This window comes from Rhizobium sp. AN6A (assembly GCF_900215635.1).
In the GTDB taxonomy this organism is placed as follows: domain Bacteria; phylum Pseudomonadota; class Alphaproteobacteria; order Rhizobiales; family Rhizobiaceae; genus Agrobacterium; species Agrobacterium tumefaciens.
This window is the reverse complement of record NZ_OCNC01000002.1, coordinates 118,981-145,006: the sequence shown is the minus strand read 5'-3', so window position 1 is coordinate 145,006 and position 26,026 is coordinate 118,981. Positions and strand designations below refer to the sequence as shown.

28 protein-coding genes and 3 pseudogenes are annotated in these 26,026 nt (G+C 56.1%); 7 read left to right on the top strand and 24 right to left on the bottom strand.

From position 1 onward, the window contains the following. Positions 1–50 precede the first annotated feature (50 nt). From CRO62_RS02055 to CRO62_RS27485, 4 genes are all read left to right on the top strand, one after another. A complete protein-coding gene (locus tag CRO62_RS02055) occupies positions 51–791 on the top strand; it encodes a response regulator (protein WP_097098987.1) in 741 nt (246 codons plus the stop codon). After that, complete coding sequence (locus tag CRO62_RS02050) at positions 788–2,110, top strand: sensor histidine kinase (RefSeq protein WP_097098986.1); 1,323 nt, start codon at positions 788–790, stop codon at positions 2,108–2,110. Before CRO62_RS02055 ends, CRO62_RS02050 begins: the two co-directional genes overlap by 4 nt. Before the next feature lie 164 nt (positions 2,111–2,274). Next, on the top strand, positions 2,275–2,691 hold the full coding sequence (locus CRO62_RS02045; protein WP_097098985.1) for an organic hydroperoxide resistance protein: 417 nt from the start codon (positions 2,275–2,277) through the stop codon (positions 2,689–2,691). Positions 2,692–2,719: 28 nt separating this feature from the next. Next, positions 2,720–2,845 carry a hypothetical protein gene (locus CRO62_RS27485; RefSeq protein WP_323455436.1) on the top strand — a complete coding sequence of 42 codons (126 nt, stop codon included), beginning with the start codon at positions 2,720–2,722 and terminating at the stop codon, positions 2,843–2,845. Positions 2,846–2,900: 55 nt separating this feature from the next. Here CRO62_RS27485 and CRO62_RS02040 read toward each other — a convergent pair whose 3' ends face one another. The 4 genes and pseudogenes from CRO62_RS02040 to CRO62_RS02025 form a co-directional block, all read right to left on the bottom strand. Beyond that, entirely contained in the window at positions 2,901–3,260 is a 360-nt protein-coding gene (locus CRO62_RS02040) for an EF-hand domain-containing protein (RefSeq protein ID WP_097098984.1), read from the bottom strand. An 89-nt stretch (positions 3,261–3,349) separates the two neighbouring features. Next, positions 3,350–4,333 (bottom strand): quinone oxidoreductase family protein, encoded by a 984-nt coding sequence (locus CRO62_RS02035; RefSeq protein ID WP_097098983.1) that lies wholly within the window; start codon positions 4,331–4,333, stop codon positions 3,350–3,352. A gap of 52 nt (positions 4,334–4,385) precedes the next feature. Further along, positions 4,386–4,952, bottom strand: a complete 567-nt coding sequence (locus tag CRO62_RS02030; RefSeq protein ID WP_097099273.1) for a TetR/AcrR family transcriptional regulator — start codon at positions 4,950–4,952, stop codon at positions 4,386–4,388. Positions 4,953–5,129: 177 nt separating this feature from the next. After that, positions 5,130–5,420, bottom strand: a pseudogene (locus tag CRO62_RS02025) (aldo/keto reductase); the annotation flags it as partial. A 14-nt stretch (positions 5,421–5,434) separates the two neighbouring features. On the opposite strand from CRO62_RS02025, the pseudogene CRO62_RS02020 reads away from it, so the two are divergent. Beyond that, positions 5,435–5,826: pseudogene (locus CRO62_RS02020) on the top strand (DDE-type integrase/transposase/recombinase); the annotation flags it as partial. On the opposite strand, the pseudogene CRO62_RS02015 reads toward CRO62_RS02020, so the two are convergent. Then, positions 5,823–6,516, bottom strand: a pseudogene (locus CRO62_RS02015) (aspartate/glutamate racemase family protein). The pseudogenes CRO62_RS02020 and CRO62_RS02015 sit on opposite strands and share 4 nt — an antisense overlap. A 113-nt stretch (positions 6,517–6,629) precedes the next feature. Then, on the bottom strand, positions 6,630–7,367 hold the full coding sequence (locus CRO62_RS02010) for an SDR family oxidoreductase (protein WP_097098982.1): 738 nt from the start codon (positions 7,365–7,367) through the stop codon (positions 6,630–6,632). Positions 7,368–7,472: 105 nt separating this feature from the next. On the opposite strand from CRO62_RS02010, the gene CRO62_RS02005 reads away from it, so the two are divergent. After that, positions 7,473–8,279, top strand: coding sequence for a helix-turn-helix transcriptional regulator (locus CRO62_RS02005; protein ID WP_143539373.1), 807 nt, complete (start codon positions 7,473–7,475; stop codon positions 8,277–8,279). Between the two features lie 736 nt (positions 8,280–9,015). Here the strand turns inward: CRO62_RS02005 and CRO62_RS27475 are convergent. The 6 genes from CRO62_RS27475 to CRO62_RS01980 form a co-directional block, all read right to left on the bottom strand. Further along, entirely contained in the window at positions 9,016–9,225 is a 210-nt protein-coding gene (locus CRO62_RS27475) for an HAD hydrolase-like protein (protein ID WP_236761651.1), read from the bottom strand. 13 nt (positions 9,226–9,238) lie between these two features. Further along, the gene (locus tag CRO62_RS27470) at positions 9,239–9,460 is read right to left on the bottom strand and encodes a hypothetical protein (protein WP_323455435.1); all 222 of its coding nucleotides are present in this window, start codon (positions 9,458–9,460) and stop codon (positions 9,239–9,241) included. 80 nt (positions 9,461–9,540) lie between these two features. Next, a complete protein-coding gene (locus CRO62_RS27465; RefSeq protein ID WP_323455434.1) occupies positions 9,541–9,750 on the bottom strand; it encodes a hypothetical protein in 210 nt (69 codons plus the stop codon). Between the two features lie 36 nt (positions 9,751–9,786). Beyond that, positions 9,787–10,593 (bottom strand): transglutaminase-like domain-containing protein, encoded by an 807-nt coding sequence (locus CRO62_RS01990; protein ID WP_097099272.1) that lies wholly within the window; start codon positions 10,591–10,593, stop codon positions 9,787–9,789. 78 nt (positions 10,594–10,671) lie between these two features. Beyond that, positions 10,672–11,568, bottom strand: coding sequence for a transglutaminase family protein (locus CRO62_RS01985; protein WP_097098980.1), 897 nt, complete (start codon positions 11,566–11,568; stop codon positions 10,672–10,674). 629 nt (positions 11,569–12,197) lie between these two features. Continuing rightward, entirely contained in the window at positions 12,198–13,319 is a 1,122-nt protein-coding gene (locus CRO62_RS01980; RefSeq protein WP_097098979.1) for an NADH:flavin oxidoreductase, read from the bottom strand. Positions 13,320–13,419: 100 nt separating this feature from the next. On the opposite strand from CRO62_RS01980, the gene CRO62_RS01975 reads away from it, so the two are divergent. After that, complete coding sequence (locus CRO62_RS01975) at positions 13,420–13,836, top strand: winged helix-turn-helix transcriptional regulator (RefSeq protein ID WP_097098978.1); 417 nt, start codon at positions 13,420–13,422, stop codon at positions 13,834–13,836. A 364-nt stretch (positions 13,837–14,200) separates the two neighbouring features. Here the strand turns inward: CRO62_RS01975 and CRO62_RS01970 are convergent, their stop codons facing one another. The 12 genes from CRO62_RS01970 to CRO62_RS01915 form a co-directional block, all read right to left on the bottom strand. Next, positions 14,201–14,992 (bottom strand): SDR family NAD(P)-dependent oxidoreductase, encoded by a 792-nt coding sequence (locus CRO62_RS01970; RefSeq protein ID WP_097098977.1) that lies wholly within the window; start codon positions 14,990–14,992, stop codon positions 14,201–14,203. A gap of 215 nt (positions 14,993–15,207) precedes the next feature. Next, positions 15,208–15,999, bottom strand: a complete 792-nt coding sequence (locus CRO62_RS01965; RefSeq protein ID WP_097098976.1) for an SDR family NAD(P)-dependent oxidoreductase — start codon at positions 15,997–15,999, stop codon at positions 15,208–15,210. A 154-nt stretch (positions 16,000–16,153) separates the two neighbouring features. Further along, on the bottom strand, positions 16,154–16,966 hold the full coding sequence (locus CRO62_RS01960; RefSeq protein WP_097098975.1) for a sugar phosphate isomerase/epimerase family protein: 813 nt from the start codon (positions 16,964–16,966) through the stop codon (positions 16,154–16,156). A 113-nt stretch (positions 16,967–17,079) separates the two neighbouring features. After that, a complete protein-coding gene (locus CRO62_RS01955) occupies positions 17,080–17,904 on the bottom strand; it encodes a sugar phosphate isomerase/epimerase family protein (protein WP_097098974.1) in 825 nt (274 codons plus the stop codon). A gap of 30 nt (positions 17,905–17,934) precedes the next feature. Continuing rightward, positions 17,935–18,702, bottom strand: coding sequence for a 2-keto-4-pentenoate hydratase (locus CRO62_RS01950; RefSeq protein ID WP_097098973.1), 768 nt, complete (start codon positions 18,700–18,702; stop codon positions 17,935–17,937). 131 nt (positions 18,703–18,833) lie between these two features. Further along, a complete protein-coding gene (locus tag CRO62_RS01945; protein ID WP_097099271.1) occupies positions 18,834–19,766 on the bottom strand; it encodes a dihydrodipicolinate synthase family protein in 933 nt (310 codons plus the stop codon). A gap of 28 nt (positions 19,767–19,794) precedes the next feature. After that, entirely contained in the window at positions 19,795–20,622 is an 828-nt protein-coding gene (locus CRO62_RS01940; protein ID WP_097098972.1) for a shikimate dehydrogenase family protein, read from the bottom strand. Further along, entirely contained in the window at positions 20,612–21,430 is an 819-nt protein-coding gene (locus CRO62_RS01935) for a sugar phosphate isomerase/epimerase family protein (protein WP_097098971.1), read from the bottom strand. Before CRO62_RS01935 ends, CRO62_RS01940 begins: the two co-directional genes overlap by 11 nt. 129 nt (positions 21,431–21,559) lie before the next feature. After that, the gene (locus tag CRO62_RS01930; RefSeq protein WP_210201846.1) at positions 21,560–22,567 is read right to left on the bottom strand and encodes an aldo/keto reductase; all 1,008 of its coding nucleotides are present in this window, start codon (positions 22,565–22,567) and stop codon (positions 21,560–21,562) included. A 294-nt stretch (positions 22,568–22,861) separates the two neighbouring features. Further along, positions 22,862–24,160 carry an ABC transporter substrate-binding protein gene (locus tag CRO62_RS01925; protein ID WP_179784434.1) on the bottom strand — a complete coding sequence of 433 codons (1,299 nt, stop codon included), beginning with the start codon at positions 24,158–24,160 and terminating at the stop codon, positions 22,862–22,864. 49 nt (positions 24,161–24,209) lie between these two features. Beyond that, on the bottom strand, positions 24,210–25,055 hold the full coding sequence (locus CRO62_RS01920) for a carbohydrate ABC transporter permease (RefSeq protein WP_097098968.1): 846 nt from the start codon (positions 25,053–25,055) through the stop codon (positions 24,210–24,212). Between the two features lie 8 nt (positions 25,056–25,063). Then, positions 25,064–26,005, bottom strand: coding sequence for a carbohydrate ABC transporter permease (locus CRO62_RS01915; protein WP_065662690.1), 942 nt, complete (start codon positions 26,003–26,005; stop codon positions 25,064–25,066). Positions 26,006–26,026: the final 21 nt, after the last annotated feature.

Below are 26,026 nucleotides of genomic sequence, written 5' to 3'. Positions count from 1 at the left end.
AACTAATGTCGCCTGAAGTACGGCCGAGTTTGATGTTTGAAAGACCGAAGATGGAGCATGTCGACCACATCCTGATCATCGATGACGACCGTGAAATTCGCGAGCTGGTATCGAGCTATCTGAAGAAGAACGGGCTTCGGACCACGGTTGCCGCCGACGGCAGGCAGATGCGCAATTTTCTTGAGAGCGGCACGGTCGATCTGATCGTGCTCGACGTTATGATGCCAGGCGATGATGGGCTGGTGCTGTGCCGCGAGCTTCGCGCCGGCAAGCACAAGGCGACACCGGTCATCATGCTGACGGCACGTGACGACGAGATGGACCGTATCATCGGGCTTGAAATGGGCGCAGACGACTATCTGCCTAAGCCCTTCGCGGCACGAGAGCTTCTCGCCCGCATCAAAGCGGTGCTGCGGCGCACCCGAATGCTGCCGCCCAACCTTCAAATCAGCGAGATAGGCCAGCTCCTGACGTTCGGCGCCTGGCGGCTCGACACCGTTGGTCGGCATCTTCTCGACAGGGACGGGACGGAGATTGCGTTGAGTGGTGCTGAATACCGACTGCTGCGGGTTTTCATCGATCATCCGCAACGCGTGCTCAACCGTGACCAGATCCTGAATCTCACGCAGGGCCGCGATGCCGAGCTCTTCGACCGCTCGATCGACCTTCTGGTGAGCCGTCTGCGCCAGCGGCTCGGCGACGATGCACGCGAGCCGACCTACATCAAGACGGTGCGGGCCGAAGGCTATGTGTTCTCCGTGCCGGTCGAGATTTCGGTGCCCAGGACATGAGTGAGGGCGGCAAGTTCAATTCCGGCTGGTGGCCAAGCACGCTACGCTCGCGCCTTTTTGTCATCCTGTTTGCTGGATTGGCGGTTGCCTATGGCCTGTCTTTCAGCATTCTTTTTGCAGAGCGCTACATGTCGGCCAAGGCGGTCATGCTCGGGACATTGGAAAACGATCTGGCAACGTCGATCGCAGTTCTCGACCGGCTTCCCGCCAACGAGCGAGCCGAATGGCTGGACCGCCTGAGCCGTGGCAGCTACTACCGCCTTGTTCTGGGGCCGGGACTTCCCGGTGCGCCGGATTTGTCTGGCCGTGGTTCCGAGATCGCAGACCGGATCGAGGAGGCGGCAGGCTACAAGTTCCCGCTCCGCGTCGAAGCCATTCCAGGTGACGGAAAGCGGCTTCAGGGGCATCTGACGCTTTCGGACGGCTCACCGCTCACCATCGACGTGACGCCGCGCGGAGTGATGCCCTTGGCCGAATGGCTGCCTTATGTCTTTGCCGCACAGATGGTTCTGCTCATCTTCTGCACCTGGTTTGCCGTGCGTCAGGCGGTTCGCCCGCTTGGCGATCTCGCCGCCGCCGCCGATGCGCTCGATCCCAGCAAGAAAGGTTCCCCATTGAACGAAGGTGGACCGAGCGAGGTCGCCAATGCGGCGCGCGCCTTCAACGCCATGCGCGACCGTATCGCCCATTACCTGGAAGAACGGGTGCAAATCCTCGCTGCGATCTCGCATGACCTGCAGACGCCGATCACGCGCATGCGGCTACGCGCCGACATGGCGGATGATAGCCCCGAAAAGGACAAGCTGATCAGCGATCTGCGCGAGATCGGGCGGTTGGTGCAGGACGGTATCGCCTATGCGCGGAGTTCGCACGGCAATGGCGAAAACACGTCCCGTATCGATCTTGCTTCCTTCATCGACAGCATCGCCTACGATTATCAGGACACCGGCAAGGCGGTCACGGTTGCAGGCATCGTCGACGGCACTGCCGTGACGAAACCGCATGCGTTGCGGCGTATCCTCACCAACTTCATCGACAACGCCCTCAAGTTTGCAGGGGCTGCCGAGATCAGCGTCGAACGGACGGGTGAGGGAACTACCATCATTACGGTGACCGATCGTGGGCCAGGTATTCCGGACGACAAGCTGGAGGCCGCCATGCAGCCGTTCTACCGGCTCGAGACTTCGCGCAATCGTGACACAGGGGGCACAGGGCTTGGACTGGCCATCGCCCAGCAGCTTGCCGTCTCGGTCAACGGTGCAGTGCGAATCTACAATCGCCCGGGCGGGGGACTTGCCGCGGAGATATCGCTGCCTTGAGGAATGGGCGGTTTCGTGGGCTTTTGTATGAAAAGGCAGCTTGGCCAGCAGCGCCTACGCTCTGATACAATTCCGACCTTTCCGAAAACATGCCGGATACATCGAGGCCGCAAAACACTCCCGTCAAAAACGTCGCTCTATGCGACAGAACGAAGGAGTGTTCCATGACGAAGATCGAGAAGATCCTCTATACCGGCAAGACCCATACCACGGGCGGTCGCGACGGCGCGGCGCGCAGCGACGATGCGCAACTTGACGTCAAGCTTTCGCCTCCCGGCAGCGGCAAGCCCGGCACCAATCCCGAGCAGCTCTTTGCTGCCGGCTGGTCCGCCTGCTTCATCGGGGCTTTGGGCCTGGCTGCAGCCAAGCGCAAGATCCGGTTGCCGGCCGAGACCGCCATCGACGCGGAAGTTGATCTCGGCATGACCGGAGACGCCTATCACCTGCAGGCGTGCTTGAACATCAGCCTGCCGGGCCTTGATGCCGATGTTGCGCGCGGGCTGATCGACGAAGCCCACCAGACGTGTCCCTATTCGAAGGCCACGCGTGGCAATATCGCGGTCGAGCTGAAGCTTGCCTGAGCAGTCTGAGAAGTCCATGGAGCGTACGATGAAACGCCTGATCGTTGACATGCTGGCGCTTGCCGTCTTTGCAGCGCCTTGCATCTATGACGTGTTTTCGCCGGAACCATCCCCTATGGCGGCGCTCGCCACAGCCGTTGGTCTTCGAAGGTAGATAGACCGGAAATCGGAAAGGGAGCGACTGCGAAAATGGTCGCTCCCATTTACCATCAGGACTCGTCGGCGTTGTCCTTGAGTAGCGCCGCAGCCTCCAGAGCCGAGGGATCGGCGCTGAGAAGAAGGTATTCGAGCATTGATTTCAAGGTCGGATCGCAAAGGGCCGCCGGCATCAGCAGGCCCGTCGTGTTCATCTCATCCTGGCTGACCATTCCATCGCCGTCGTGGTCCATGCGTTCGCTGTAATCGACGGTTGGTTTACCCTGTTCATCAAGGGCGATGCCGGGTTTCAGGATCTCGTTGAATGTCTTGAATTCATCAGAATTGAGTTTTCCGTCTCCGTCCTTGTCGAATTTCGCAAACTCATTGTTGAGCATCTGCGACAGGGGGCTGGCATTGTTGATCGTCGTCACGATTTCGTATCTCCGGTCAGTGGGACTTGGGTGTCGTGGCAGTTTGAAAGAAGACCCGTCCGCGATCGAACAAGCGACGGTAATTGGCTTCATCCGACTGTCGGACAGGCATTCAGCAGCAGCTTGCCGGTCGTGCGGCGGCTTGCCATGTCAGCATGCGCCCTTGCCGCGTCTGCCAGGGGATAGCTCCCGCCGATGTTGACCTTGAGCGACCCGTCTAGGATCCAATCGAAAAGCTGCTGGGTACGAGCGCGAAGGAGTTCGGGAGTTTGGATGTGGTCTGAAAAGACCGCGTAGCCGATCTTGATGCTTTTCGGCAGGCTCATGATATCCAGAGATCCGGGCCCTCCGAGCACTGGGCCATACCAGCAGAACGTACCTGACCGGCGAAGAGCGTCGAGCGAACCCTTGAAGGTCTTTGGGCCGGAGCCGTCATAGACCACATCCACGCCTTTGCCCTCAGTCAGGCGCAGCACTTCGTCAGCGAAGTGTCCCTCCGTGTCCACGACAACGGCCTCGGCCCCTGCCTGCTTGGCAATTTCGACCTTGTCGCGGGATGAAACGCGACCAATAACGCGCCCGCCTCTTAACTTGATGATCTGTGTCAGCAACAGGCCGACACCGCCAGCCGCTGCATGGACAAGTGCTGTATCCCCGACGCGCACGGGATAGAAATCGGTCGCGAAATGGCTGGCGGTCAATCCCTGCATCATGAGCGATGCCGCTGTTTGGTCGTCGATATAATCGGGGATATTCACCAGCGTCGCCGCCGGGATCGATATACGTTCGGCATAGCTTCCCGGAGCGTAGACCCAGGCGACGCGATCCCCAATTGCAAACTCGGTCACGCCTTCACCAAGAGCAAGCACGCGTCCTGCACCTTCGACACCAAGTATTTTCGGGTTTGCGGTTTCCGTCCAAGCCATGCCCTGGCGAACACCAATGTCCATGAAGTTCACGCCCGCCACAGCGATTTCGACGAGGACATGTCCAGGCGTTGCGACTGGCTCAGGATGGTTCACGACCTCGATGACATCGGTATCCCCGATGCTGTTCATGACAACAGCTTTCATTTGCAGTCCTTTCTTGACTGATTGTTCCAGAATTGGATAAAATTTTTTGCCGCTACACGATCGCGCGGAGGGCCAACTGCCCGAGCGATGCGAGTTGGTCACGGCCGGCTCCCCCCCGCGCAGCGACACGAATTCCGGTGATACTGGCGAAGAGGAAATCAATGACGGCATCTGCCGCCAATGAGCTATCCACGTCGCCGGTCTCCTGCGCCAGCCTGACCCGTTCGCTTGCTGCGCGTCTTAATCGATGATCGGCGGCGCGATGGACCTCTGCGAGGTCTGGCCGACTCTGGCCAAATTCGCAGATTGAATTGACGCCGAGGCAAGCCTGGTTCGCCGTTCCGACGACCCGATCGATCATTGCTGCAATACCGTCAACTGCTCGCGGCTTGCTGCGCAGCATCGCGATATGCGCGTCGGTTTCTTCCGATGCGTAACGTTCCACCGCGAGGCGATACAGCGCCCACTTGTCCCCGAAGGTGTCATAAAGGCTCTGTCTGCCGATTTTCATCGCCTGTACCAGCATCTCGGTAGACGTGCCTTCGAAGCCGTGCTCTCGAAATACAGCGATTGCTGCATCCAGTGCCTTCTCGCTGTCGAACTCTTTTATCCTTGCCATGCAAGCCAAATAGGAATTCTGGAATGATCTGTCAAGAATGAATTTTCAACGGCAAAGTGTCTGCCTCCGGGGCGGACTAGGTCGGTGGTTCGCATCCTGTCAAGGCGATGATGTCTTGGGCATTGTAGTCGATGCCCACGGAAGCCCATGCTCGATGACGGCTCCGCGCCCGCAATTTCAGAGCGTTGGAGCCTCCCAGTCTGGAGCAAAAGGCGGATCGACGTAGCGTAGATCCTTCGGCAGAGCGGCGATAGCCGCGCGGTCCTCGTCGTCGACGTCAATGTTGAGCGCATCGAGATTGGCTCGCTGGCGAGCGGCTTTGGGAATAGCGATGACGTTTTCCTGATCCAGAAGCCAGGCTATGGCGATCTGGGCGGCGGTGGCGCTGTGCTTTTCACCGATCCTGGCGAGAACGGGATCCTTTGCCGCCCGGCCTTGCGCAAGCGGCGCATAGGCGGTCATCGCAATACCCAGGCGCCAGATACGTTCTCGATGCTCTGCTGCAAAGCCGCAGGAACAAGCGTGCAGCTCTTCGGCGGATGCGAAGCTGCTCAAAGGCCAGGGTGTTACCCCGCGGATCGTGGTGACCGACAAGCTGCGCTCGTACTCCGCCGCAAAGGCCGAGTTGATGCCGGGCGTTGAGCATCGCTCGCATAAGGGATCGAACAACCGGGCTGAGAATTCTCATCTTTCTCTACGGCGGCGAGAGAGACGGATAATGCGCTTCAAGACAGCGTGGCAATGGCACCGCTTCGTCTCAACCCAAAGCCAGGTCACAAATCTCTTCCACCTTCATCGCCGCCTGAAACTCGGCACACAAACTCTCGCTGCGAATTCTGCCAAGTTAAGGCGATGCTACCGTCTGACATGCTAAGCCAGTGCCATATCGACAGCGGCGAGGGCGTGGAGTTCGGTGGTGTCAAACAAAGGGACAGAACTGTCGCCCGGGCCGACCAGGAGCATGATTTCGGTGCAGCCAAGAATGATGGCCTCGGCTCCCCGTTCCACCAAGCGCGCCATAACCTCCCTGTAAATTGTCCGGGAATCGTCATTGATAACCCCTGCGACGAGCTCCGTGTAGATTACCTTGTGTACCGCGGCACGGTCATCTGCATCGGGGATGAGGACGTCCAGCCCGAATTTATCGTTCAGGCGTCCCTTGTAGAATTCCTGCTCCATCGTGAATGCCGTCCCGAGGAGGCCGACGCGCGTTAGTCCGGCATGGCGGATTTTTTCCGCCGTGGGGTCTGCGATATGTAAAAGCGGGATGCTGACGGCACGTTCAACACCGACAGCGAGTTTGTGCATGGTATTGGTACAAATCACCAGAAAATCTGCGCCACCCCGCTCGAGGTTTTGCGCCGCAGATACCATTTCGCGCTCCAGAGCGATCCAGTCTCCGTCGTGCTGCAGCTTTTCGATTTCACCGAAATCCATGGACCACATGAGACTTTTGGCGGAATGCACACCCCCCCCGCCGCTGTCGCACCTGCTCGTTTGCGATGCGATAATATTCTGCCGAGCTCTCCCAGCTCATGCCTCCGATGAAGCCTATCGTTTTCATGTTCCCGCACTTCTAATGTGTAATTTCCGGTTAGTTGTGTTTGCTCGCCGCGGAAACGTCAAGAACTGAAAAAGACAGGCGTTTCAGCCGTCCGTACAGGAGGAGCCTCTTCGCTAGGCTTGAGCAGTCGGTCGGACAACGATTTCGCCGACGTCGACGTTACTGGGTTGCTCGATCGCGAATGCGATAGCGCGGGCGATGGCTGAGGGCTCGATTGCGATGTCGTCTCGCAGACCGATATATCGTGCTCTGACCTCCGCGTTGGCTATACCTTCAACAAACGGTGTTTTGATTGCACCTGGCGAAACGACCGTCACACGCAAGTCAGGGCCAGCTTCCTGCCGCAGACCTTCGCAAATCGCCCGTACGGCAAACTTCGTTCCGGAATACACAGTTTGCGTTGGGACAGTTTTCATGCCCGCCGTTGAAGCGACGGCGATGAAATGCCCAAAGCGCTGCGCACGAAAAACCGGAAGTGAGGCGGCGATGCCGAACAGAAGACCCTTGATATTCACATCAACCATCTGCTCCCATTCGTCGACACGCAGGTCGTCCAGCGGAGATATGGGGCCTATACCCGCATTGTTTACGAAAACATCGACTTGCCCGTAATAGGCGATGGCGTGTTCGACGAGGCTTACCACATCGCCGCGGAGAGTAACGTCGGCTACGAAGCTGATCACCTGCCCGCCATTGATGGTGATATCGTGCACCAGCGAATCCAAATGTACCGTTCTTCTGGCTGCCAAAACGACCCGTGCCCCCTTCTCCGCCAAGTGACGTGCGGTCGCAGCGCCGATGCCACTGCTTGCTCCGGTGATCACCACAACCTTGTCTGCAATCCTGCCCATACCGGCTCCTTTTCTTATCGATTTGGGCAGGATAAGGTTTCGAAATAACAGGTCCAGATTACATTTTATCCTATTACCAAAGGTGACCAATGGGGAAACTCGATCGTGCTGAACATCGTGCGGCGCTGGCAGTGTTCGTTCGAATCCTTCGTTCGAGAAGCATGCCTGCGGATGTGGGGCCTGCCGGCTTCGTCGCGCAGACGCACGCCCGGATTGCGTCGCGAAGAGGTCGCGCACCTCGCAGGCGTGGGCATCACCTGGTACACATGGTTCGAACAGGGGAGGGACATCAACGTCTCGTCGGATTTCTTAGAAAGGCTCTCGCGCGCCTTCCGGCTGTCACCCACGGAGCGCAGCCATCTCTTCATGCTGGCACACTACCGACTTCCCCCGGTAGTCAACCGGATGCAGCAAGACATTCCTGAAACCGTCCTGACGCTTCTGACATCGCTCCCCAATCCCGCCTATATTAAAAACAGTTGTTGGGACGTCCTGACTTGGAATGCTCCAGCTGGGGAGTTGTTTTCCGACTTTGCCCGTTTGGACCTACCGGAACGGAATCTCCTCCGGCTCGTGTTCACATCACCGGATATGCGGCAGATCATGCTCGATTGGGAAGGCGACGCACATCGTACGGTCGCAAAGTTCCGCCTCGATTACGCTCGAGCAAAGGACGATCCTTCATTTGAAGCAGTGGTGACGGATCTTCTCTCACAAAGCCTGGAATTTCGGCTGATGTGGGAGCGGCAGGATGTGATGGCGATCGGAGAGGGATTGAAAACGATCCGTCACCCAGCCTACGGTCCCCAAACGTACAGACACGCTGCATTGACCATCGAGGGCTCCAACGATCTAAGGTTGATTGTGTATTTGCCGATTGACATCAAAAGCTCGGGCGGGTTTGAGAGTTAGGCCCACGCAGTCATCTGATGCACTGGTACAGCGGGGCACCCCTACTATGGCTCTGCGAAGTAGGGGCTGTAGGCTAGAAATTATCTTGGCCCTCGCCAATGTGTACGTGACCTGCGATGATCGGGATCTGTCTTTGTGGGCTGAGAATGAGGCGTCATACAAATCGCCGGTCCAAGGGAGTCTGAGCATTGGGCATTAAATCGGCGTGGCGCCACGACTCTCAACGAACTCCCAAAGCACTCGCGAAATCTCGTTTGCAAGGCTCTTCGAAATCGTCGTCATGATGCCGACCTTCGCAGGAAAGTTTGCACTATGGGTGCCCCGCCGCCGATCACCCGAAGAAGGACTGTCCCACTGGCATTCAATGCTGATGGCGGGAAACCAATATATTGAAACGGTTGGTGCTTACCGCACGCATGAAGACGCCGTGCAGATCGTGCCAGGTCGATTGGACAAGCCCACCATCCACTTCGAGGCTCCCCCGTCTCGCCGGGTTGCCTCTGAGATGGAGACCTTCATCACATGGTTCAATCAATCAGGGCCAGATGGCCAATGCTCGCTTCAAGCTTTGACGCGCGCCTGTCAATCCAATGAACTCGACCAAAGTCATTATCCGGTGAACCGCTGTTCGATTCCACTCAAGAGCGTTAGATCTCCAGAAACCGCGAGAGTTCGGGTTCTTCTTCCAAACGGGCACTTTTGTCCGACGATTGCTTACTATATGTGCACGCGCCTGCTACGAGACGTGATCGAGGGGATCCGCAACCGAATCAATCACCAGCTTCGCCCGGAACGGATAGCGTGTAATCTCTGCTCCCTCGGCGAGTACTAGCACTGTGTGCAATCCGGCCGCGATACCGGCAACGATGTCCGTATCCATGCGATCGCCGATCATGCCGGTCCCTTCCGAATGAACACCGAGTTTGTTTAGTGCGGAACGGAACATCATAGGATTTGGCTTACCCGCTATACAAGGTTCGCGGTTCGTCGCACGCGTGATCAATGCGGCGACGGCGCCCGTTGCAGGAAGCGCGCCTTTTGGCACTGGGTCTCGTCGCATCCGGGTTGGTTGCAATAAACCGCGCACCCGCATTAATTAAACGAATGGCTTTCGTGATTGCCTCGAACGAGTAGGAACGGGTTTCTCTAAGCACGACATAATCAGGATCGATGTCGGTCATGATGAAGCCCGCCTCATGGATGGCGGTGGTCAGCCAGGCCTCTCTAATGACAAATGCTTTTCCCGCAGGGGTCTGATCTTTTAGAAAGCAGCCGTTCCCAGCGCTGACGTCCAGATGCGTTCCTCCGGCACGTCCAATCCACTATTATGTAGCCGCGCACTGAGGTCGCGAGGTGTGTAGATTGAATTATTGGTCAAGACCAGAAAAGGTGTATCGCTCGCCCGCCAGTGCTGGATAAGTTCTACTGCGCCTGGAATCGCCTTGTTTTCATGCACCAGTGCGCCGTCCATATCGGTCAACCAGGATCTGATATTATGTTAGCTCTTTTAGAGAGCGTCCTCGGTTATAACTTCGAAACGGGACAATTTCGCTAATCCGAACGCGGTGGTAAGTGCCACGTCGGTTGCGTCACGACCGGTCGCCATCAGAATTCGGCCAATGCGCGGCATGTTATGCCGAGCATCGACTGTATGCCAATGTCCTCCCAGATAAACTTCAAACCAGGCACTGAAATCCATCGGATTTGGGTCCTTTGGCACGCCGATATCGCCAAGATAGCCGGTGCAGTAACGGGCTGGTATGTTCATGCAGCGGCAGAGCGTTATGGCGAGGTGTGCGAAGTCACGGCATACGCCCACGCGGTCTGTGTATCCACCAAACGCTGTCCGAAGCGGATCCGCCTTTTTATAATCAAACTTGATGTGGTTGTGCGCGAAGTCGAGAATTGCCTTTACCCGTGGCCAGCCAAGCGGCGTAGAGGAAAACTGTTTCCAGGCGAAGTCAGCCATATGATCGGTATCGCAATAGCGACTGCCGAGTAAGTAAACGAGCACGTCGTCGGGCAGATCCTTGATCTCATGCTGAAAAGCGTTTTGCGGAATGGGATCCGGCAGACCGCCATCATAAATTTCAAACTCGGTCGAAATCGTTGTTAGCCCTGCTGGCGCGACAATTCTACTGCAGGCATTGCCAAAGCCGTCGATATATCCCCATGCCTCGATCGGTCGGTCGAAACTCAAGGTCTGCTCTGTCAAAAGATCCATGCGGCGGGACGGATGAATATTGAGAACAAGCAACATCGGAGTTGGTTGCTCGCATTCGTATCCGAGATGAAAGCCGGCACGTATCTTCATCATAAAATTCCTTTGCGCCGGCGAATTGCCGTGAGACTAGCTTGGGCGGCAAACGCCGGGACAGGCAATGCGTTCCGATCAGTTGAGCACAGTTTCGATGCGATCATCCGTTGTGACGTTGACCTGGACTGACATGCCCTCGTAGTCAGCGGCTGTTCCGTCGTAACTTCCCCACAAAGGAACTGCCTGCTTCGGATCCCGCGCCACCCCAACACGGATAAGATCACGGTTGCCCACGATACCGTTGGTTGGGTCGAACTCAGCCCAACCGGCGCCCGGCAAATAGATCTGGCACCACGCATGGGTGGAACCGCCGCCGAGGGTGGTGGATCCGTCTCGGTCTGGAACGTAGATATAGCCGGTGACGAACCTGGCCGCGAACCCAAGTGATCGAGCGGCCTCCATCATAAGTAGCGCGAAGTCGCGGCAGGTTCCCTTGCGAAGCTGCAGCGTCTCGGTCGGCGCTTGCGTTCCATGCTCTTGTCGTCGGGCATAGATGAAACTTTCATGGATGGCGTAGCACAACGTCATCAGCAGGTGCCCGGTTTCAGTGGGTTGCCCGATTCGCACGAATTGGCGCGCCCATTTACCGACCTGATCATGTGGATCAGCGTAATGGCGCTGGATGGTTCGTTCCAGATCCAGCGCTTCGTCTGGATCATATGAAAAGGGGTAATTCAAAGCTTCCTGATCGATTTGCAGATCAATTGCGACATAGGGTGTATGGTCAAGGCGAATGACGGTTTCGAAGCGGAGCTCACGTGAGGCTTGAGCAAAGCCGATCACTGCGACGCAGTTTCCGAACACATCATGGATCCAACGAAGATAGTCCGGTTCCGGGTCGATGAGGAGGTGGGAGCTCAGCAGCGTCTGATCGAAACTGTCTCTCGGTCTGAACAAAAGTCTGTGCTCTCCGAACTCAACCAGCCGTTTATAACGATAGGACGTGACGTGTCGGACGGTAAATATTGTCATCGATCACCGGGGGGTACGAGGTCCAAGACGGCTATCACCGTATCACTCTAAAGAAGCACATGCATTGTTACATCGTTCCAGCTGGCAAGAGATAATCCGCGCGGGGCGATGGTCCGCAACCTATTGGCGACAATCCGGGTGAGGTTGGAAACCGTGATGCAGCCTATCAAATGTCCCGAAGAAGCCCACGCCTAATCCACCTAGGGCCCGCCCGATGCGTTCGCGCAATTGAGCTATATGCCTGTCACCCGTCTCAACGACAGCAGATCTCCTAGGACAAACGAACTCTCGCTCATCTCGGCCAGAAAGCTGACATCGGCCACCGTCCGTTGCCGTTCAAGGCATGGCCAAACGCTGAACCGGCGAGCCGCCCCCTAGCCACTTGAGGGCTGTCCTGATGAGCCAATGGGAAAGCCTTTTCGACTAGGCTGTGTCAATTATCAATCAGGCGAACTCTTCCACAATCCGAAAGTCTTTCCACGTTAGAAATGACATCCAGCGATACCGTGCATTGATACCTGCGGTGAGCGAAATAATGCTTTTCGATGGCGCTACCGCTGTTGCGGCAGCATCGCCTGAGCGAGAATGAGTGACGGAATGAGAATAACTTGCATCCGTCACTCCAACGGTCAGGCCAACTCTGATAGGGACGCGGGGTCAAATCCCTTCAGTGCAACAAAATCGCCGTCCTCGACTTTTGCGACCCAATCTGGATCCGTGAGCAGCACACGCCCGACAGCAATCAGATCGAACTCATCGCGTTCCATGCGGTCGACCAAACGATCGAGGCTGGCCTTGGCTGATTTCTTGCCAACAAAAGCGCTCGCAGTCACATCGTTGTCGAGGCCTACGGAACCGACAGCAATCGTCGCAGCGCCCGTCAATTTTTTGGCCCAACCTGCGTTGTTGAGACCGTTCTCGCCGTCAATCTCGGGAAAGCCTGGCTCCCAGAAGCGACGCTCGGATACGTGAAGCACGTCTACCCCAGCCTCCACTAACGGCACCAACCAGCTTTCCATCTCTTTTGGTGTTTCTGCGAGACGCGCTGTCAAATCCTGCTGCTTCCATTGGCTGACGCGCATGATGATCGGGAAATCTGGTCCTACGGCTTCTCGTACGGCGCCGACGATTTCAGCGGCAAATCGCGAGCGCTCTTTGATCGTCAGACCACCATATCTGTCCGTCCGGAGGTTTGTGCCAGCCCAGAAGAACTGATCAATCAGGTAGCCGTGCGCGCCGTGGATTTCGACAGTATCAAACCCAAGCCGCTTGGCATCGCCCGCGGCCTTGGCGAAGGCTGCAACGGTATCGGCAATATCTTCCTCAGTCATCGTGACGCCGCGTGCCTCCCCAGGCGCGTTGAGGCCAGACGGGCTTTCTACCGGGACGTCAGGCTCCCAGTTGTTGATGTAGCGCGTTGCACCCGTATGCCAGATCTGTGGACCCATCCGACCTCCAGCGCCGTGGACTGCGTCAATCACATTCTTCCAACCGCGCAGCGCTTCGTCACCATGAAAGAAGGGAATCCCGGCATCATTGCGGGATGCAGGGCGGTCGACGACCGTGCCTTCAGACAGTATTAGTCCTGCACGGCCTTCTGCACGGCGGCGATAGTAGTCCGCACTTGCCGATCCCGGCACACCTTCGGGCGCGAACAGGCGGGTCATTGGTGCCATGACAATACGATTTTTGAGTTCCAGCGACCGGATGGTAATGGATCGAAACAGGCTGCTTGTGTCGAGACTAGGCATTTGGAGTACTCCGTTGTGTGAACGGATCTCTAGGTATATGATGGAAACCTAGCGTCAATCAGGCACTTGAAGTCGCCTAGGTATCTTGAAGGAAACTGCTATGCTCCAACTTCAACCCCTCTGTTTCTCTTCCGAATGCCCGAGCCGAGCCCTGTTCGACCAGATTGCCGACAAGTGGTCGATGATGGTCATTGCGGTACTCAACGAGGGGCCCCAGCGGTTCAATGCGATCCGCCGCAGCTTGCAAGGCGTCACGCAAAAGGCCCTCACTCAGTGCCTTCGCCGCCTTGAGCGCAACGGTCTTGTCGCAAGAGAGGTCATTTCGCTCTCCCCGGTGGCCGTTCAATATCAGCTGACGCCACTCGGCCAGACATTGCTCGAGCCTCTTCAAGAACTGCACAGATGGACGCTGGTGAAACTGCCGGAGGTCACCGCAGCCCAGGCAAGCTTCGACAGCGCTGATGTCACCAAGAAAGGGGCTCGTCCACTGATTCAGTTACGTCACGAGACAATCTAAGTCGAATAGCGCTGCTGTTAGTTTTCGTGCATTTGATCCATTTTGCACTTCCGCCGCGTTCCACTTACTCCGGATAAAATTAGCATCCGACAATGCACTACTGCAGAATCCGGTGGGATAACGCGAAACGGAAAAGCGGGTTGGATTCTGATGAACCAAAACACCAAGCCTTTGGCACGTGCCTGACGAGCTCGATCCACGCTCAAATCGCTTCGTGTAACTTCTGACCGCGATGGGTATGAAGCACGAGAACATCGCCATCACCATCACCATTACCGACATCGAAGTCGTCGTCCATGCTGAGCGCACCACACACATGCTGCCCGGCTGAATGAATGAAAGCGTGCAGTTTCGACTTCGCTGCCTACGAATTTGAGCTAGGGCGCCCGGGAATATGGCTTAAGATGGATTTTGAGAAGCCCCCGTCGACGCAGATGTCTTGACCTGTGATGTAACTTGCAAGCGGGCTTATCAAGAACTCGATTGCATTAGCGATGTCTCTCGGGTCGCCGATCCTGGCGAGTGGGATAAGAGCCTCTCTTGCCTGCTTGATCGCTGGATCGATATACATTTTCTCAGTCATAGGAGTGTGCGTCATTCCTGGAGACACGACGTTCGAACGAATTCCGTCTGGTGCCCATTCCAGAGCGAGAGTTTTCGCAAGCATAGTTAGCGCCGCTTTGGCTGGACTATATGCACCCGATCCCGCATGGGGAACTTGCCCTGACATTGAAGAGGTGAAGCATGCTGCGCCTCGGCTCTGCTTCAAGTGTGGATAGCAATGCTTGGCCAGAAGCCAGGCTCCCCGTGTGTTGACCGCGAACATGTCGTCCCAATCGGCCACCGATAGATCACAAATTTTTCCGGGACTTGCCACTCCGGCGTTCGCAACAAGAGCATCCAGGCCACCAAATTCGGACACCGCAGCGTCGACCAGCCTTGAAGGCACGTCGGCAATGCTCAGGTCGCCAGATAACGAAATAGCATCCCCTCCTATTGAGCGTATCGCACGCGCCACTTCCTCTTGCGGTTCGGATTGATCGCGACCGCATACGGCAATTTGCGCACGTTCGCCCCTTGATGCTGCGGCTTCAGCGATCCGAATACATACCGCCGCCCCAATTCCCCGACTTCCCCCACTGACTAATACTCTCATAGCGTCCTCTCCGGTTGATAATTCAAAGAATATGGAATTCATTTCTAAAATGCAATTACGTTCTGAAATTTTCGATTGAAGTAGGTGCGGGCTTTTCACACTCCTGTACGAGTGGGGCAACAGCCGCTTTGGTGTCATGCATATGCTTTAGCGGGAAAATGGTTCTTCCATGCAGCCGGCTTTACACTTACATTTGAGACTAGGCCGAACGTAGGCTAGCTCTGTGAAGTGGGCCTTCCTGGAATATGGCTGAGGATAGACTTGGAGAAGCCTCCATCCACGCAGAGATCCTGGCCAGTCACATATCCCGCATTCGGCCCGATTAAAAACTCGATGGCGTTGGCAATATCCTCGGGCTCGCCAATCCTAGAGAGCGGGATGAGGTCTTCTCTCGCTTTCTTCAACGTTGGATCGGCATACATCTTTTCTGTCATGGGGGTGCGCGTCATGCCTGGCGATACAACATTCACCCGTATGCCATCCGGTGCCCACTCCAGTGCCAGAGTCTGCGCCAACATGGTCAACCCTGCCTTGGCGGGACTGTAAGCGCCGGATCCAGCGTGAGGATGCTGGCCTGACATCGAGGAGACGAAACATACGGCACCACGCTTCTCCTTTAGATGCGGATAGCAGCTTTTCGCAAGCAACCAAGGACCCCGAAGGTTAACGGCAAGCATGTGATCCCAATCAGCAACTGACAATTCGGATAGGCTCCCGGGGCTCGTTATCCCAGAATTGGCCACAAGGCCGTCGAGACCTCCGAATGCTGCCACTGCAGCCTGGACCAGCGTCGCTGGCACCTCGGGGTCACCCAAGTCTCCCGACAGCAGGATTGCTTGTCCGCCTGTCGCGCGCACGGCTTGGGCAACGTCCTCTTGTTGTCGAGACAACCCATGACCGCATACCGCAATCTGAGCACGCTCTCCTCTCGATGCCGCTGCTTCAGCAATTCGGATACAAACCGCCGCGCCAATTCCGCGACTTCCTCCGCTGACCAACACTCTCATGGGACTAACTCCTGCTAGATCGAAGTCGACGGGATCCAAATTCCGCGCTGCTGCGGAGTCTGGTTTCGATGGATGTTATCCAGGATCGGGGCAAGCGGGAGCGTAGCCTCGTCGGTGATGATGATAACAGGGCACACGAAGGATGGAGCAAGTGTCACGCGGAGATGCTCCAGCCTCGTTTCTTCAGTTCCTCAACTCCATCGTTGATTTCCTGAAGGGGTTGTTCTTCACGAATGATTTCAAGAACAACGTCATCAACACTGAACACTGAGGCCACGGCCTGCCCTAAACCTTCAAAATCGACAATGCCCGTGCCTATAGGATCATGTCCCCACACGTCTGTACCCGTGTCAGAAATATGCACGAGACCAATGCGTGAATGATGCGACAGAAGACTGGCAACTGGATCCTCTCCTATGTAAGCGGCGTTCGCGACGTCGTAGACAATGCTCAGACTCTCATCTCCGATATCGTCCACGAGATCGACCAACTCTCCGATCGTAGGCCTGAAGCAGTATGGGGTATTCTCCATAAGCAACCGCACGCCCGCTTGCTTTGCTACCGGCAGAAGCACGTCAAGACTTTCAGAGAACCAGCCAAGGGCCTGTGGAATTGTCGGAGAGATCATTGGACGCCGCGTCCCTGGAGAGATCACAACGTCGGCAACACCCCAATCGACTGCAAGTTGAAGGACATCCTTAATATGGTCTGTGCTTTTGCGCCTCATATTGGCAGCCGGGCTGGCGAGGTTGATATCGTAGCCACCAGCATTTAGCGACCGGACACTTGCCCCGTAATCCTGCAGTTGTTTTCTCGCATCCAAGCGCGAACTTGCCGACATCTCGTCCGGCCAGCAGTGTGGGGAGCTCACAGGAACTTCAAAGACCTTGAAGCCATGCTGGGCAAGTTCTGACATTGCCTCAATTGCAGTGGACTTCCACAGGTATGAGAAAGTATTGATGATCATCGGTGCCTCCTAGCCGCGCCGAACGCGACATTTATTTTTCCGAAATACGTAAATTCTCGTCGCGGACTCCCCGCGACTGTCAGCCGGTGCCGGTTCCGGAAGAGATGTTCCGATCATCGGGGCCAGCGAAGTTTGTTGAGATAGTCTGCGCTTTCCAGAAGCGCGCTGTCAGGTTCAGATGAAACAACTTCAAAAATTGAGGGTCCGTTATAGCCTATGCGCTTTAGAGCCTCGGCAACGGCTTCGAACTTTACTTCGCCTCCTCCGACTGGATCATGACGAAAATCGCTCAGCGGCGTATCCGCCAGGTAGATTGCTGAGAGGTGCTCTTTGATTAGAGAAATCGCGTCCACCGCAGGGTCGCGTCCAAAGGCCGCATTTGCAACGTCATAGCCCAACCCGATGTTCGCCCACCCGTAACGATCAAAAAAGGCTAACAGGTCGGCTCCCTTGTATAGCCACGACAATGGATGGTTTTTAACGATCAGCTTGACCTGCAGTTCAGCTGCACGTCGCACTAAGATATCGAGAGAGTACCGGAAACCGTCGGTAAGCTTGTCGATACTCGTCGGGAAAACCGGATTTGACTTTCCTGGGTTGACGACGACGCCGAATGCGCCCCAGTCAGCCGCCAGTTCAAGTGCAGAGGCAACAACACCGCAAGAATAGTCGCGGCATTCGGGCGTAACAGCTGCAAGATTGAGGTCGAGATTTGGCTGGTTAAGGGTTTCGATGCGTATTTTTCGTGCTTCCAGAAGTCTTCCGACTGCCTTGCGCTCGGCTGCTGTGGAGGTACTCGGCCAGAAATGGCCCGGGATCAGCATCATCTCGAAGCTGGAAAATCCCACATCAGCAAGATGTTCCAAGCATTCCAAAGCGGTGTAACGGTCCGTGTAGGGATAGGTGTTGACGGTATAAGGAGCGTTCGGCTGCATCATGTCGGATTCCTTTGGGCGTGTTGGATGGGCCTACGCCAATGCGAAGTGCATCGCAGCGTCGTTGCCTAGTTGAACCGATACGTCGCCCGGCCCCGGAACCTCGATTGCACCACAGAGGCTCCCCGTCGTGATGATCGAGCCTGCTCTGAGCGCCGTTGCAGACCTCGATTGATTGTTCGCGTAATCGCGGAGCCAAGTGAGCGGATCTCTCGTCGGATGTTGTCCAGCAGCGTCAAAAGTGACTTGGCCGTTGAGCCTAACCTTGAGAGGTATGGTCGAACCGACCTGAAGCACAACTAAGGGCAGAGCTGGCCCTCGCACATACCCCATGTTTCCTAGGCGATCTGCCAGAAAGGCTGGGAAGGAAATGGTGCCGCCTTCCGAGATACCGCTCCAAACCAACTCAGCGCCAAGGTAGGCGTTTGAAATGGCTGTCTCGATCTCGGCCCGTTCATAAGACTTAGCCGTGCGAACAGGCAGATCCTGGCAAAGCTGAACGGCAATTTCTACCTCGATTTTCATACCTCTCCGCCAAGAAAGGGTCGCAGTGGGACCATCATTCAGATAGGGGTGTAGCGGAGCGGCGACGGGGTCGCCGCCAGGCGATTTTGCTACTTTCCAGGCGTGGAGGTCTGCTCCTTCCAGCTTCGACAACTGGCTCTGTACGTCGATCGCATCTTCAAGCGCTACGGGCGTTGACAGCAGCTTGCCTGTTGGTACCTGGCTTCCGTCATGACGGAGGTTGTATAGTTGCTGAGCCAATGTACTTATTTCGGGAGTAGCTAGAATAGAAGTCATGTCTCTCTCTCGGTTATTCCGACGGCGTATCTGGACGATGAAGGCATCCTATCGTCTGACGACCAGCGCTTTTAACGAAGGCGTGTTCGGCGACATATGCTGCTCAGAGAAAAATGCGCCGACCACATCCCTTAGGACGCCTGCTTGATCCGCTCGCGAAACCTTTCCGTCCCCTGCTGGATGTGGTCCAGAAGATCCATGACTGCCCAGTGCCGCTCGGCGATGTCATAATCCGTTACACGAGAATGGATGCTGTCAAACGTGCCGAGGCGCTTGTGCCAAACCTTGGCAAGGCCAGGATAGCCCATAGGTTCAGCCATCGCTGCGAGCGCCAGAAAGTTCTCAAGTTCGTGGCGCAGATCGCTGTCTTCCGAAGCATGCTTGTAAAGCCAAGCGTAGAGGTCGGGGTGGATGTTGGTGAAGACGCCAGAGAAGCCCTTCGAACCGGCCCGTATAGCAGCGGCGGCGATGGCCGCATTGGCGTTAACAATCGCAAAGCCGGAATCGCCAGATAGTGCCACGCGTCGCTTTACGGTTTCGAGGTCGCATGAAACATCCTTTAGCGTTACGAAGCGGCCGGTGTCGCGGCATAGCTTGAATTCGTCATCGCTCAAGAGACGGCGATAGGGAGCCGGGCATTCGTATAGACCAAGGGCCAGGTCGCTCGGGAGCCAGCTCAATATCGCGTCGATGCTTGAGCGAAATGCTTCTGTTCCTTCATTTTTTGTGTCGAGCCTGTTGCTGACCAAGACAAGCGCATCTATCCCTGTGTCCGCCATTGCAACCAGTTCTGCGCGCTGATCATCGGAGCTGTCGCTGATGTGTCCCGATGAGATCACCGGTACACGTCCGGCAGCCAGAGAGACCACTTTTTTCGAAAGTTCGACACGCTCTTCCAGCGACAGCTTCTGCATCTCGCTCGACTGGCAGACGGCAAAGAGGGTGTCAGCGCCATTCGAGATATACCATTCCACAAGTCGCTCCAGACCCCCCCAATCGATCCGATTATCCGGCGTGAACGGGGTAAGCATGACGGGGACAATACCTTGGGCTTGGATCTTCATGATGTACACTTTCTCTTGTTCCTGATTGTCAAAGTGGCGTTCCTGCTGGCAAACCTGCGGCAAAACCCGCCATCAAGCGGATTTGCGCCAGCAGCATGTCATTGCCGTCAGACACCTTTGCACCGGCCGCCTTGGCGGTGCGTAATAGCGCGGTTTCCTCGCTTAGGCTGGCGATATCGGCGATGAGCATGTCGGGCCGGATCGCGGACGCCGGCATAGGGAATTTGCTATTTCCCTTGACGCCGATCGGGGATGCATTAATGACGATGTCGTAGTCCCAGCCTGCCGAACCATCGACGGCAACCGCGCATTCTTCACCGCGCAAAGTGTTGACCATTGCCGCAGTGAAGGCGACGGATTCTGCCGAGAGATCCATGAGATCGATCTTGGCAACACCTTCCCCAGCAAGTGCAAACGCGATCGTGCGGCCAGCTCCACCAGCTCCGACAATCAGCACGCGAGCGCCGCGCAAACGCGACTTTGCCTCACCGAGACCGTCAACAAACCCTATGCCATCGAACAGCGCACCGTTCATCTGCCCGTCCTCAGCGCGCTGGATGCAGTTGACGGCACCTACGGCCTTCGCCGTTGGCGTAAGCGTTGAACATTTTTTGGCCGCTGCGACCTTATGTGGGATCGTGGTGCTTATACCGCAGAGATTGGGTATGGCAGAAAATATATCCCAGGCTGCCGCGAAATGTTCAGCGGAAATCTGGAAGGGAACTGCGTAAATGTTCACCCCGGCAGCGGCGAAGATGGGATTGATCAGGCGCGGCGTTTGTACCTGGTGGATCGGATCACCAAACACAGCGTAGACGCGCGAGTTGCCGTCAAGGTTAGGGATATCAACCCGCATGATTTCGATCCACGTTGAACAGGTCGCGGCAGCGGTCGATGGCGATGTCCATCACCTCCGCCGGGTCGCGAGCCCACCAGTCGGTTGAGAATATCTCCACCTCAACCGCTCCATCGTATCCTGCTCGTCGCATCATCGAGTAGATGCCGCGCAGGTCGATGATCCCGTCGCCCATCATGCCCCGATCGGTCAGGACATGACGGGTAGGGATGAGCCAGTCGTTGACATGAAATCCAAAGAGCCGACCGGCGTCGCCTGCCCGCGCGATTTCGGCTTGCAATCGCTCATCCCACCAGCAGTGATAGACATCGACGACCACTCCGATGCCCGGTCCCAGCGCTTCGCACAGAGAATTTGCATGGGAGAGACTAGAGATGACGCTGCGGTCGCCCGTGACCATGGGATGGAGCGGCTCAATGGCGAGCTTCACGCCGATCTTTCGCGCGCTGTCGAGGACTTTACCAATTGTATCCTCAATCCGTCGTCTTGCTGAAGCCAAGTCCTTTTCATTGCCCCGAAAGCCACCGGTAAACAGGAAGACATGGTCAGCCTCGAATTTCGCCGCCCGCTCGAGTTCCGCCTCAACCGAGTCATATGCATATTCATTTAACGGGCCCACACGATTGTATCCCGAGACCGTCATTCCAAAATCTTGCAAGACAGACAGGGCGTCGTTTTCGCCAACCTTGACAATCTCGTCTCCCCAGATGGAAACGGTATCAAGCCCGCGCTCCGAGCAGAGTCGAAGATAGGTCAACATATCTGCTCTCTCGCGCACCGTGGCGTGGTTGAAGACAATGTTCGTCATCGGCCCCTCTTAATTTTGAATATGAATGGTTGTGAGACCATGCTCGGTCGCGGGAACGGCGTCAGGGTCGAGTCGTCGATCACCAAACCGACGGTATTCTCACACCGAAGCAAGATCGGTCGGTTTCACTCAAGCAGGTTTCCCCGGATAGCGACGAACCTCTGGCGCTAGCCACGGAGAAACATAACCACGGTCGGCTTCTTCGATGAGTGATCCCGGCGGAACAAGCGCGTCAATCTGGTCGAGCGTTGCGGACTGGAGGACTGTCTCAAAGCCCGCTTCCATGCTCTTGAACTGCTCAAGCGTGCGGGGACCAAGGATCACAGATGTCACAGCGGCGTGCGCCAGCGGGAACGCCTGAGCCATGTGCATAAGGGACACACCGGCCTCCATCGCAACGCCCTCAAGTTCCTGAAGCAATTCGAGTTTGCGCCTGTTACCCTCGCGTTGCATATCGAAGCGGGTTTGCAGGATTGGGTAGTGCTGTCCCCACTGTCCTTGGACGCGTTCAGCCCTGGATCCTGAGGGCACCGAGCCGTCGGCCTTGTATTTTCCGGTCAACCAGCCGCCATTCAGTGGGCTCCAGGCAGTGAAACCCATGCGGTAATGTTGAACGGCGGGGAGGGTTTCTCTTTCCACGGCCCGCTGGAAAATAGAGTAAGGCGAGCTTTCATTGATAAATCGCGCCGTCTTGTTCAATCGGCTTACGGATTGTGTCTCCGCCAGATACCAGCTCGGCATTGTCGAGCAGCCGATGTAGCGAACTTTCCCTTGGGTCACCAGGTCGTTTAGAGCGCCGAGCGTTTCATCAAGATCGGTCTGAAGGTCAGGCCGATGCATTTGGTAGAGATCGATGTGATCCGTGTTCAACCTTCGCAGACTGTTCTCGACCTGTTTCATGATCCAGTAGCGTGACGCACCCTGTTCGTTGCGTCCTTCGCCAGCCGTCAAACGAAACTTGGTCGCAAGCACCACTTTGTCTCGACGGCCCGCAATCGCTTTGCCGACGATCTCCTCGGATTCACCATGGGAGTATGTGTCAGCCGTGTCGATGAAGTTGATGCCGCGATCGAGCGCGCTATGCACAATCTCGATGCATTCCTTCTCGTCAGTATTTCCATCAGAACCGTAGCTCATTGTGCCTAGCATGTACTCGCTGACCTGAACTCCAGTTCTTCCAAGGTATCGATATCTCATGGCGGATGCCTTCCATCGGTCTGAATGTGGTTCACTGGTCAGGGTTTGCGCGCCACATATGAGTGCGTATGGCACAACAGTACCCATCGGCTTTTCAGCCGCCGTTGAGCGAGACTGAGGCCGCCCAAACCACCAGATTTAGCATTGAGGTTCCGACAACGACCGTAGATGGCCTTGTCGATGGGGAGCTGGATGGCGGTGACCCGCCATCCAGCCTCGTTACAATGAGGCTAGCTACTGCGCCTTCGCGAGTGCTGCGTCATATCGTTCAATCAGTTCGTCGTAAGCATCTGCCGGCGATCCGTCCTTCAGGACCATTCTTTGGAAAGCTTCGCCCAGGATGGTGTGATAGTTTGTGATGATGGGGGTGTAGGTCATAGTCTGACCCCGCTGTATTACAAGTTCAGACCACTTCTTCTGGTCTTTACCGGCGTCGCTCTGGAAGTATGGCGCATTGTACGCCGACTTACGCGATACGACTTCGCCACCCTCGGCTGCGAGAGCCTGCGCCTCTGGTGACACCATAAACTTTACGAAGGTCCAAGCAGCGTCTTGATTGGCGGATTTCTTATTAATTCCAATATTATAGCTGTAGACCGTCTGTTTGTCGGTTGCCGAATATGCAGGCGCCGGAGCCCAGGCTAGATCATCGCCGCCGAGTTGCTTCTGAATCGTCTTGTAGCGATATAGTCCGAACACCGCTGACGCCGCACCACCGGACCGGAGCGCGTCATGCAACTCATTGAAGCCCATCTGTGCGCTGCGCAGCGGGGTTACGTTGCACGTCGTGTAGAAGCCTTTGATCGTCTCTGCCGCCTTGATGAACGATTCCTTTGAGAACGCGATCTTGCCTTCAGAGGTGAAGTATTGACCACCCTGTTCAGGCAGCATCGTACTTAGGAGGAATTCTCCAAGAGCCTGAGCGCCACCTAGGCCGCCGGTGGCTCCAAGTGGAACAGCGAACGGGATAACGTCCGATTGGCCAAACTTGGCGCCCATCGCACACACTTCATCCCACGTCGTCGGCGGCTTGACGCCGGCTTTCTCCAACATGCTCTTGCGGTAGAACAGGATCGGAATACGAAAATCTTGGGGAATCACGAACAGCTTTCCGCCAATTCGTGCGTTCGAAAGGGGTAGGAGAAAGTCGTCCTCCGGAATGCCATCCTTCTTCACCAAATCATCGAGTTCAAGAAGATTTCCAGTGGCGGCAAATTCTGCGACACCCTGTCCAGTCACACGGATCACGTCGGGAGTCTGACTTCCCGATTTGATCGCACGAGATGCAGTAGCTCCGGTTGAATCGACAAGCACGTCGATCTTGATGTCAGGGTTCTTCGACTGAAACGCGTCAATCATTTTGGTCTGGGCAGCCGAACGTGGGTCTTTCGAATTGTTCGGATCCAGGTACGTCTGATAGATGATCTTCGTACTTTCGGCGAAGGCCTGCGGTGTAATGAAAGCGAAGATGGCGGTCCCAATTGCCAGCGCCGCGGATGATCTGATGAGTTTCCGTTTTGAGACGGTATGCATGCGTCTTCCTCCCAGGTTGAACATGGTGTGTGGATGTTTCTGTAGGTCATCAGCCTTTTACAGCGCCGGCCGTCAGGCCCGAGATGAACCACTTTTGGACGAAGCCAAACATGAAGATCACCGGTGATGATGCGACCATCACGAAGGCCAACATGTATGACCAGGAAATGCCGACGGCGTCGAAGACCTGGTTGACGAGGGCGACCTGCAAGGTCCGTTTTGCGACCTCGGGCGCAAAGACCGCCACCGTGATATAGTCGTTCCAGGTGGTCACGATACCTATTGTCGCGACAGCTGCGAGGCCAGGACGGATGAGCGGCAAGATCAGCTCCCAAATGATTTGGAAACGAGACGCGCCATCGATCATAGCGGAGTCTTCGATCTCGACTGGAACGGCTTCAACAAAATTGGCGATGAACCAGACCGTTTGCGGGATAATTCTCGCTGAAAGGATGATCGTCACCACGATGCCGCTGTTCAGCAAACCGACCTTTTCCAGCAGATAATATGTGGGAACCAGCAGAGCCACTCCCGGCACCATTGAGGTTCCTAGAATGACCAGCATAAGAGCCCTTTTGCCTTTGAAAGAAAAGCGGGCTGCGGCGTATCCTCCCGGAATTCCAACGAGGAGAGCTATGATCACGGCACCAACGGAGTAGGCAACAGAGTTCCAAAGGTCGTTGAGGAAAGACGGGTCCTGGAAGACCTTGGTGTAGTTATCCAACGTCGGTGATGTCGGCCAAAGAGTAGGCGGAATAACAACCGCTTCCACTTCCGTCTTGAACGACGTCGCAAAGGCCCAAAGCACTGGTCCGAGAACGATAATCGCAACAAGCAGCGATCCCAGGATCGCGGGTATCTGTCCGTTTGATCGGTTCGAGAGAGCGTTACTCATATCTGATCCTATCCGGTAGCGCGGCCGGTCAGCCGGCTGTAAAGAGCACCAAGGGCGACATTGATGATAAGGACGACAATCGAGACAACTGCAGTGGGCCCAATATTGACCGCCTGTACGGTTCCACGAAAAGCTTCGAAACTGAGCGTGGTCGTTGATCCCAGTGGTCCACCGCCGGTCATGACAATGATCAGCGTCATCAAGGTCAGGTACATGATCGAAAGCGTCAGCGCGGTGCTTCCCAAGGTGGGAAGGATTTCGGTAAGCGTAACGTAGCGAAACTTCACGAACGCACCGCCGCCGTCGATCTCGACCGCTTCATAAAGTTCTTTCGGAATGGACTGCATGGCCGCTGTAGCCATCACCATGACATAGGGAAACGACCACCAAGCCGTGACGATAGTGATGAGGGGCAATGCCATACCTGGATCCCCTAGCATCAACCCCGGATCGATACCCAGCTTCTGGATCACATAGGGCACCGGCCCAAACGAGGGGTTGAGGAGCCAGAGCCAGATACTTCCGACGACCGACATGGACAGAGTCCAAGGGAAAAGGATGAACACCCGCAACGCAGAGCCGGTAACGCCCGCTCGGTTCAAAACCAGTGCCGAGGCCATGCCAAGGATTATGGCGCCGGCCAGAGAGCCCCCAACATAGGTCAGGGAAATTATCGTCGTGTCCCAGAACTCGGATGAGCGCAGCACTTCGACGTAATTGGCGAGACCGGTAAAGCCGACGAGCTCATAGTATTTTGTTTTCTGGAAGCTCAACCAGATCACGAAGATCGTCGGGTAGAGCGTGACAAGAAAAAGGATCAGGATCGCGGGTGTAAACCAGAGAAAGGGAGCCCAGCTAAAGCGGTTCGGGTTTTCAGTGGCGTCCCCAACGTCGCTCGCCAGGTGCGCCGCGCTTTGAGTGGTGCTGACTTGCAGCGGTGGTATCGACATTCGATAATTCCCCTGTGGCCG

Excerpts from the sequence above, each read along its gene's own strand:
- CRO62_RS02055 (WP_097098987.1), top strand. The coding sequence starts at position 51 with ATGGAGCATGTCGACCACATCCTGATCATCGATGACGACCGTGAAATT.
- CRO62_RS02050 (WP_097098986.1), top strand. The coding sequence starts at position 788 with ATGAGTGAGGGCGGCAAGTTCAATTCCGGCTGGTGGCCAAGCACGCTA.
- CRO62_RS02045 (WP_097098985.1), top strand. The coding sequence starts at position 2,275 with ATGACGAAGATCGAGAAGATCCTCTATACCGGCAAGACCCATACCACG.
- CRO62_RS27485 (WP_323455436.1), top strand. The coding sequence starts at position 2,720 with ATGAAACGCCTGATCGTTGACATGCTGGCGCTTGCCGTCTTTGCAGCG.
- CRO62_RS02035 (WP_097098983.1), bottom strand. The coding sequence starts at position 4,333 with ATGAAAGCTGTTGTCATGAACAGCATCGGGGATACCGATGTCATCGAG.
- CRO62_RS02030 (WP_097099273.1), bottom strand. The coding sequence starts at position 4,952 with ATGGCAAGGATAAAAGAGTTCGACAGCGAGAAGGCACTGGATGCAGCA.
- CRO62_RS02010 (WP_097098982.1), bottom strand. The coding sequence starts at position 7,367 with ATGGGCAGGATTGCAGACAAGGTTGTGGTGATCACCGGAGCAAGCAGT.
- CRO62_RS27475 (WP_236761651.1), bottom strand. The coding sequence starts at position 9,225 with ATGTTCCGTTCCGCACTAAACAAACTCGGTGTTCATTCGGAAGGGACC.
- CRO62_RS27470 (WP_323455435.1), bottom strand. The coding sequence starts at position 9,460 with ATGACCGACATCGATCCTGATTATGTCGTGCTTAGAGAAACCCGTTCC.
- CRO62_RS27465 (WP_323455434.1), bottom strand. The coding sequence starts at position 9,750 with ATGGACGGCGCACTGGTGCATGAAAACAAGGCGATTCCAGGCGCAGTA.
- CRO62_RS01990 (WP_097099272.1), bottom strand. The coding sequence starts at position 10,593 with ATGAAGATACGTGCCGGCTTTCATCTCGGATACGAATGCGAGCAACCA.
- CRO62_RS01985 (WP_097098980.1), bottom strand. The coding sequence starts at position 11,568 with ATGACAATATTTACCGTCCGACACGTCACGTCCTATCGTTATAAACGG.
- CRO62_RS01980 (WP_097098979.1), bottom strand. The coding sequence starts at position 13,319 with ATGCCTAGTCTCGACACAAGCAGCCTGTTTCGATCCATTACCATCCGG.
- CRO62_RS01975 (WP_097098978.1), top strand. The coding sequence starts at position 13,420 with ATGCTCCAACTTCAACCCCTCTGTTTCTCTTCCGAATGCCCGAGCCGA.
- CRO62_RS01970 (WP_097098977.1), bottom strand. The coding sequence starts at position 14,992 with ATGAGAGTATTAGTCAGTGGGGGAAGTCGGGGAATTGGGGCGGCGGTA.
- CRO62_RS01965 (WP_097098976.1), bottom strand. The coding sequence starts at position 15,999 with ATGAGAGTGTTGGTCAGCGGAGGAAGTCGCGGAATTGGCGCGGCGGTT.
- CRO62_RS01960 (WP_097098975.1), bottom strand. The coding sequence starts at position 16,966 with ATGATCATCAATACTTTCTCATACCTGTGGAAGTCCACTGCAATTGAG.
- CRO62_RS01955 (WP_097098974.1), bottom strand. The coding sequence starts at position 17,904 with ATGATGCAGCCGAACGCTCCTTATACCGTCAACACCTATCCCTACACG.
- CRO62_RS01950 (WP_097098973.1), bottom strand. The coding sequence starts at position 18,702 with ATGACTTCTATTCTAGCTACTCCCGAAATAAGTACATTGGCTCAGCAA.
- CRO62_RS01945 (WP_097099271.1), bottom strand. The coding sequence starts at position 19,766 with ATGAAGATCCAAGCCCAAGGTATTGTCCCCGTCATGCTTACCCCGTTC.
- CRO62_RS01940 (WP_097098972.1), bottom strand. The coding sequence starts at position 20,622 with ATGCGGGTTGATATCCCTAACCTTGACGGCAACTCGCGCGTCTACGCT.
- CRO62_RS01935 (WP_097098971.1), bottom strand. The coding sequence starts at position 21,430 with ATGACGAACATTGTCTTCAACCACGCCACGGTGCGCGAGAGAGCAGAT.
- CRO62_RS01930 (WP_210201846.1), bottom strand. The coding sequence starts at position 22,567 with ATGAGCTACGGTTCTGATGGAAATACTGACGAGAAGGAATGCATCGAG.
- CRO62_RS01925 (WP_179784434.1), bottom strand. The coding sequence starts at position 24,160 with ATGCATACCGTCTCAAAACGGAAACTCATCAGATCATCCGCGGCGCTG.
- CRO62_RS01920 (WP_097098968.1), bottom strand. The coding sequence starts at position 25,055 with ATGAGTAACGCTCTCTCGAACCGATCAAACGGACAGATACCCGCGATC.
- CRO62_RS01915 (WP_065662690.1), bottom strand. The coding sequence starts at position 26,005 with ATGTCGATACCACCGCTGCAAGTCAGCACCACTCAAAGCGCGGCGCAC.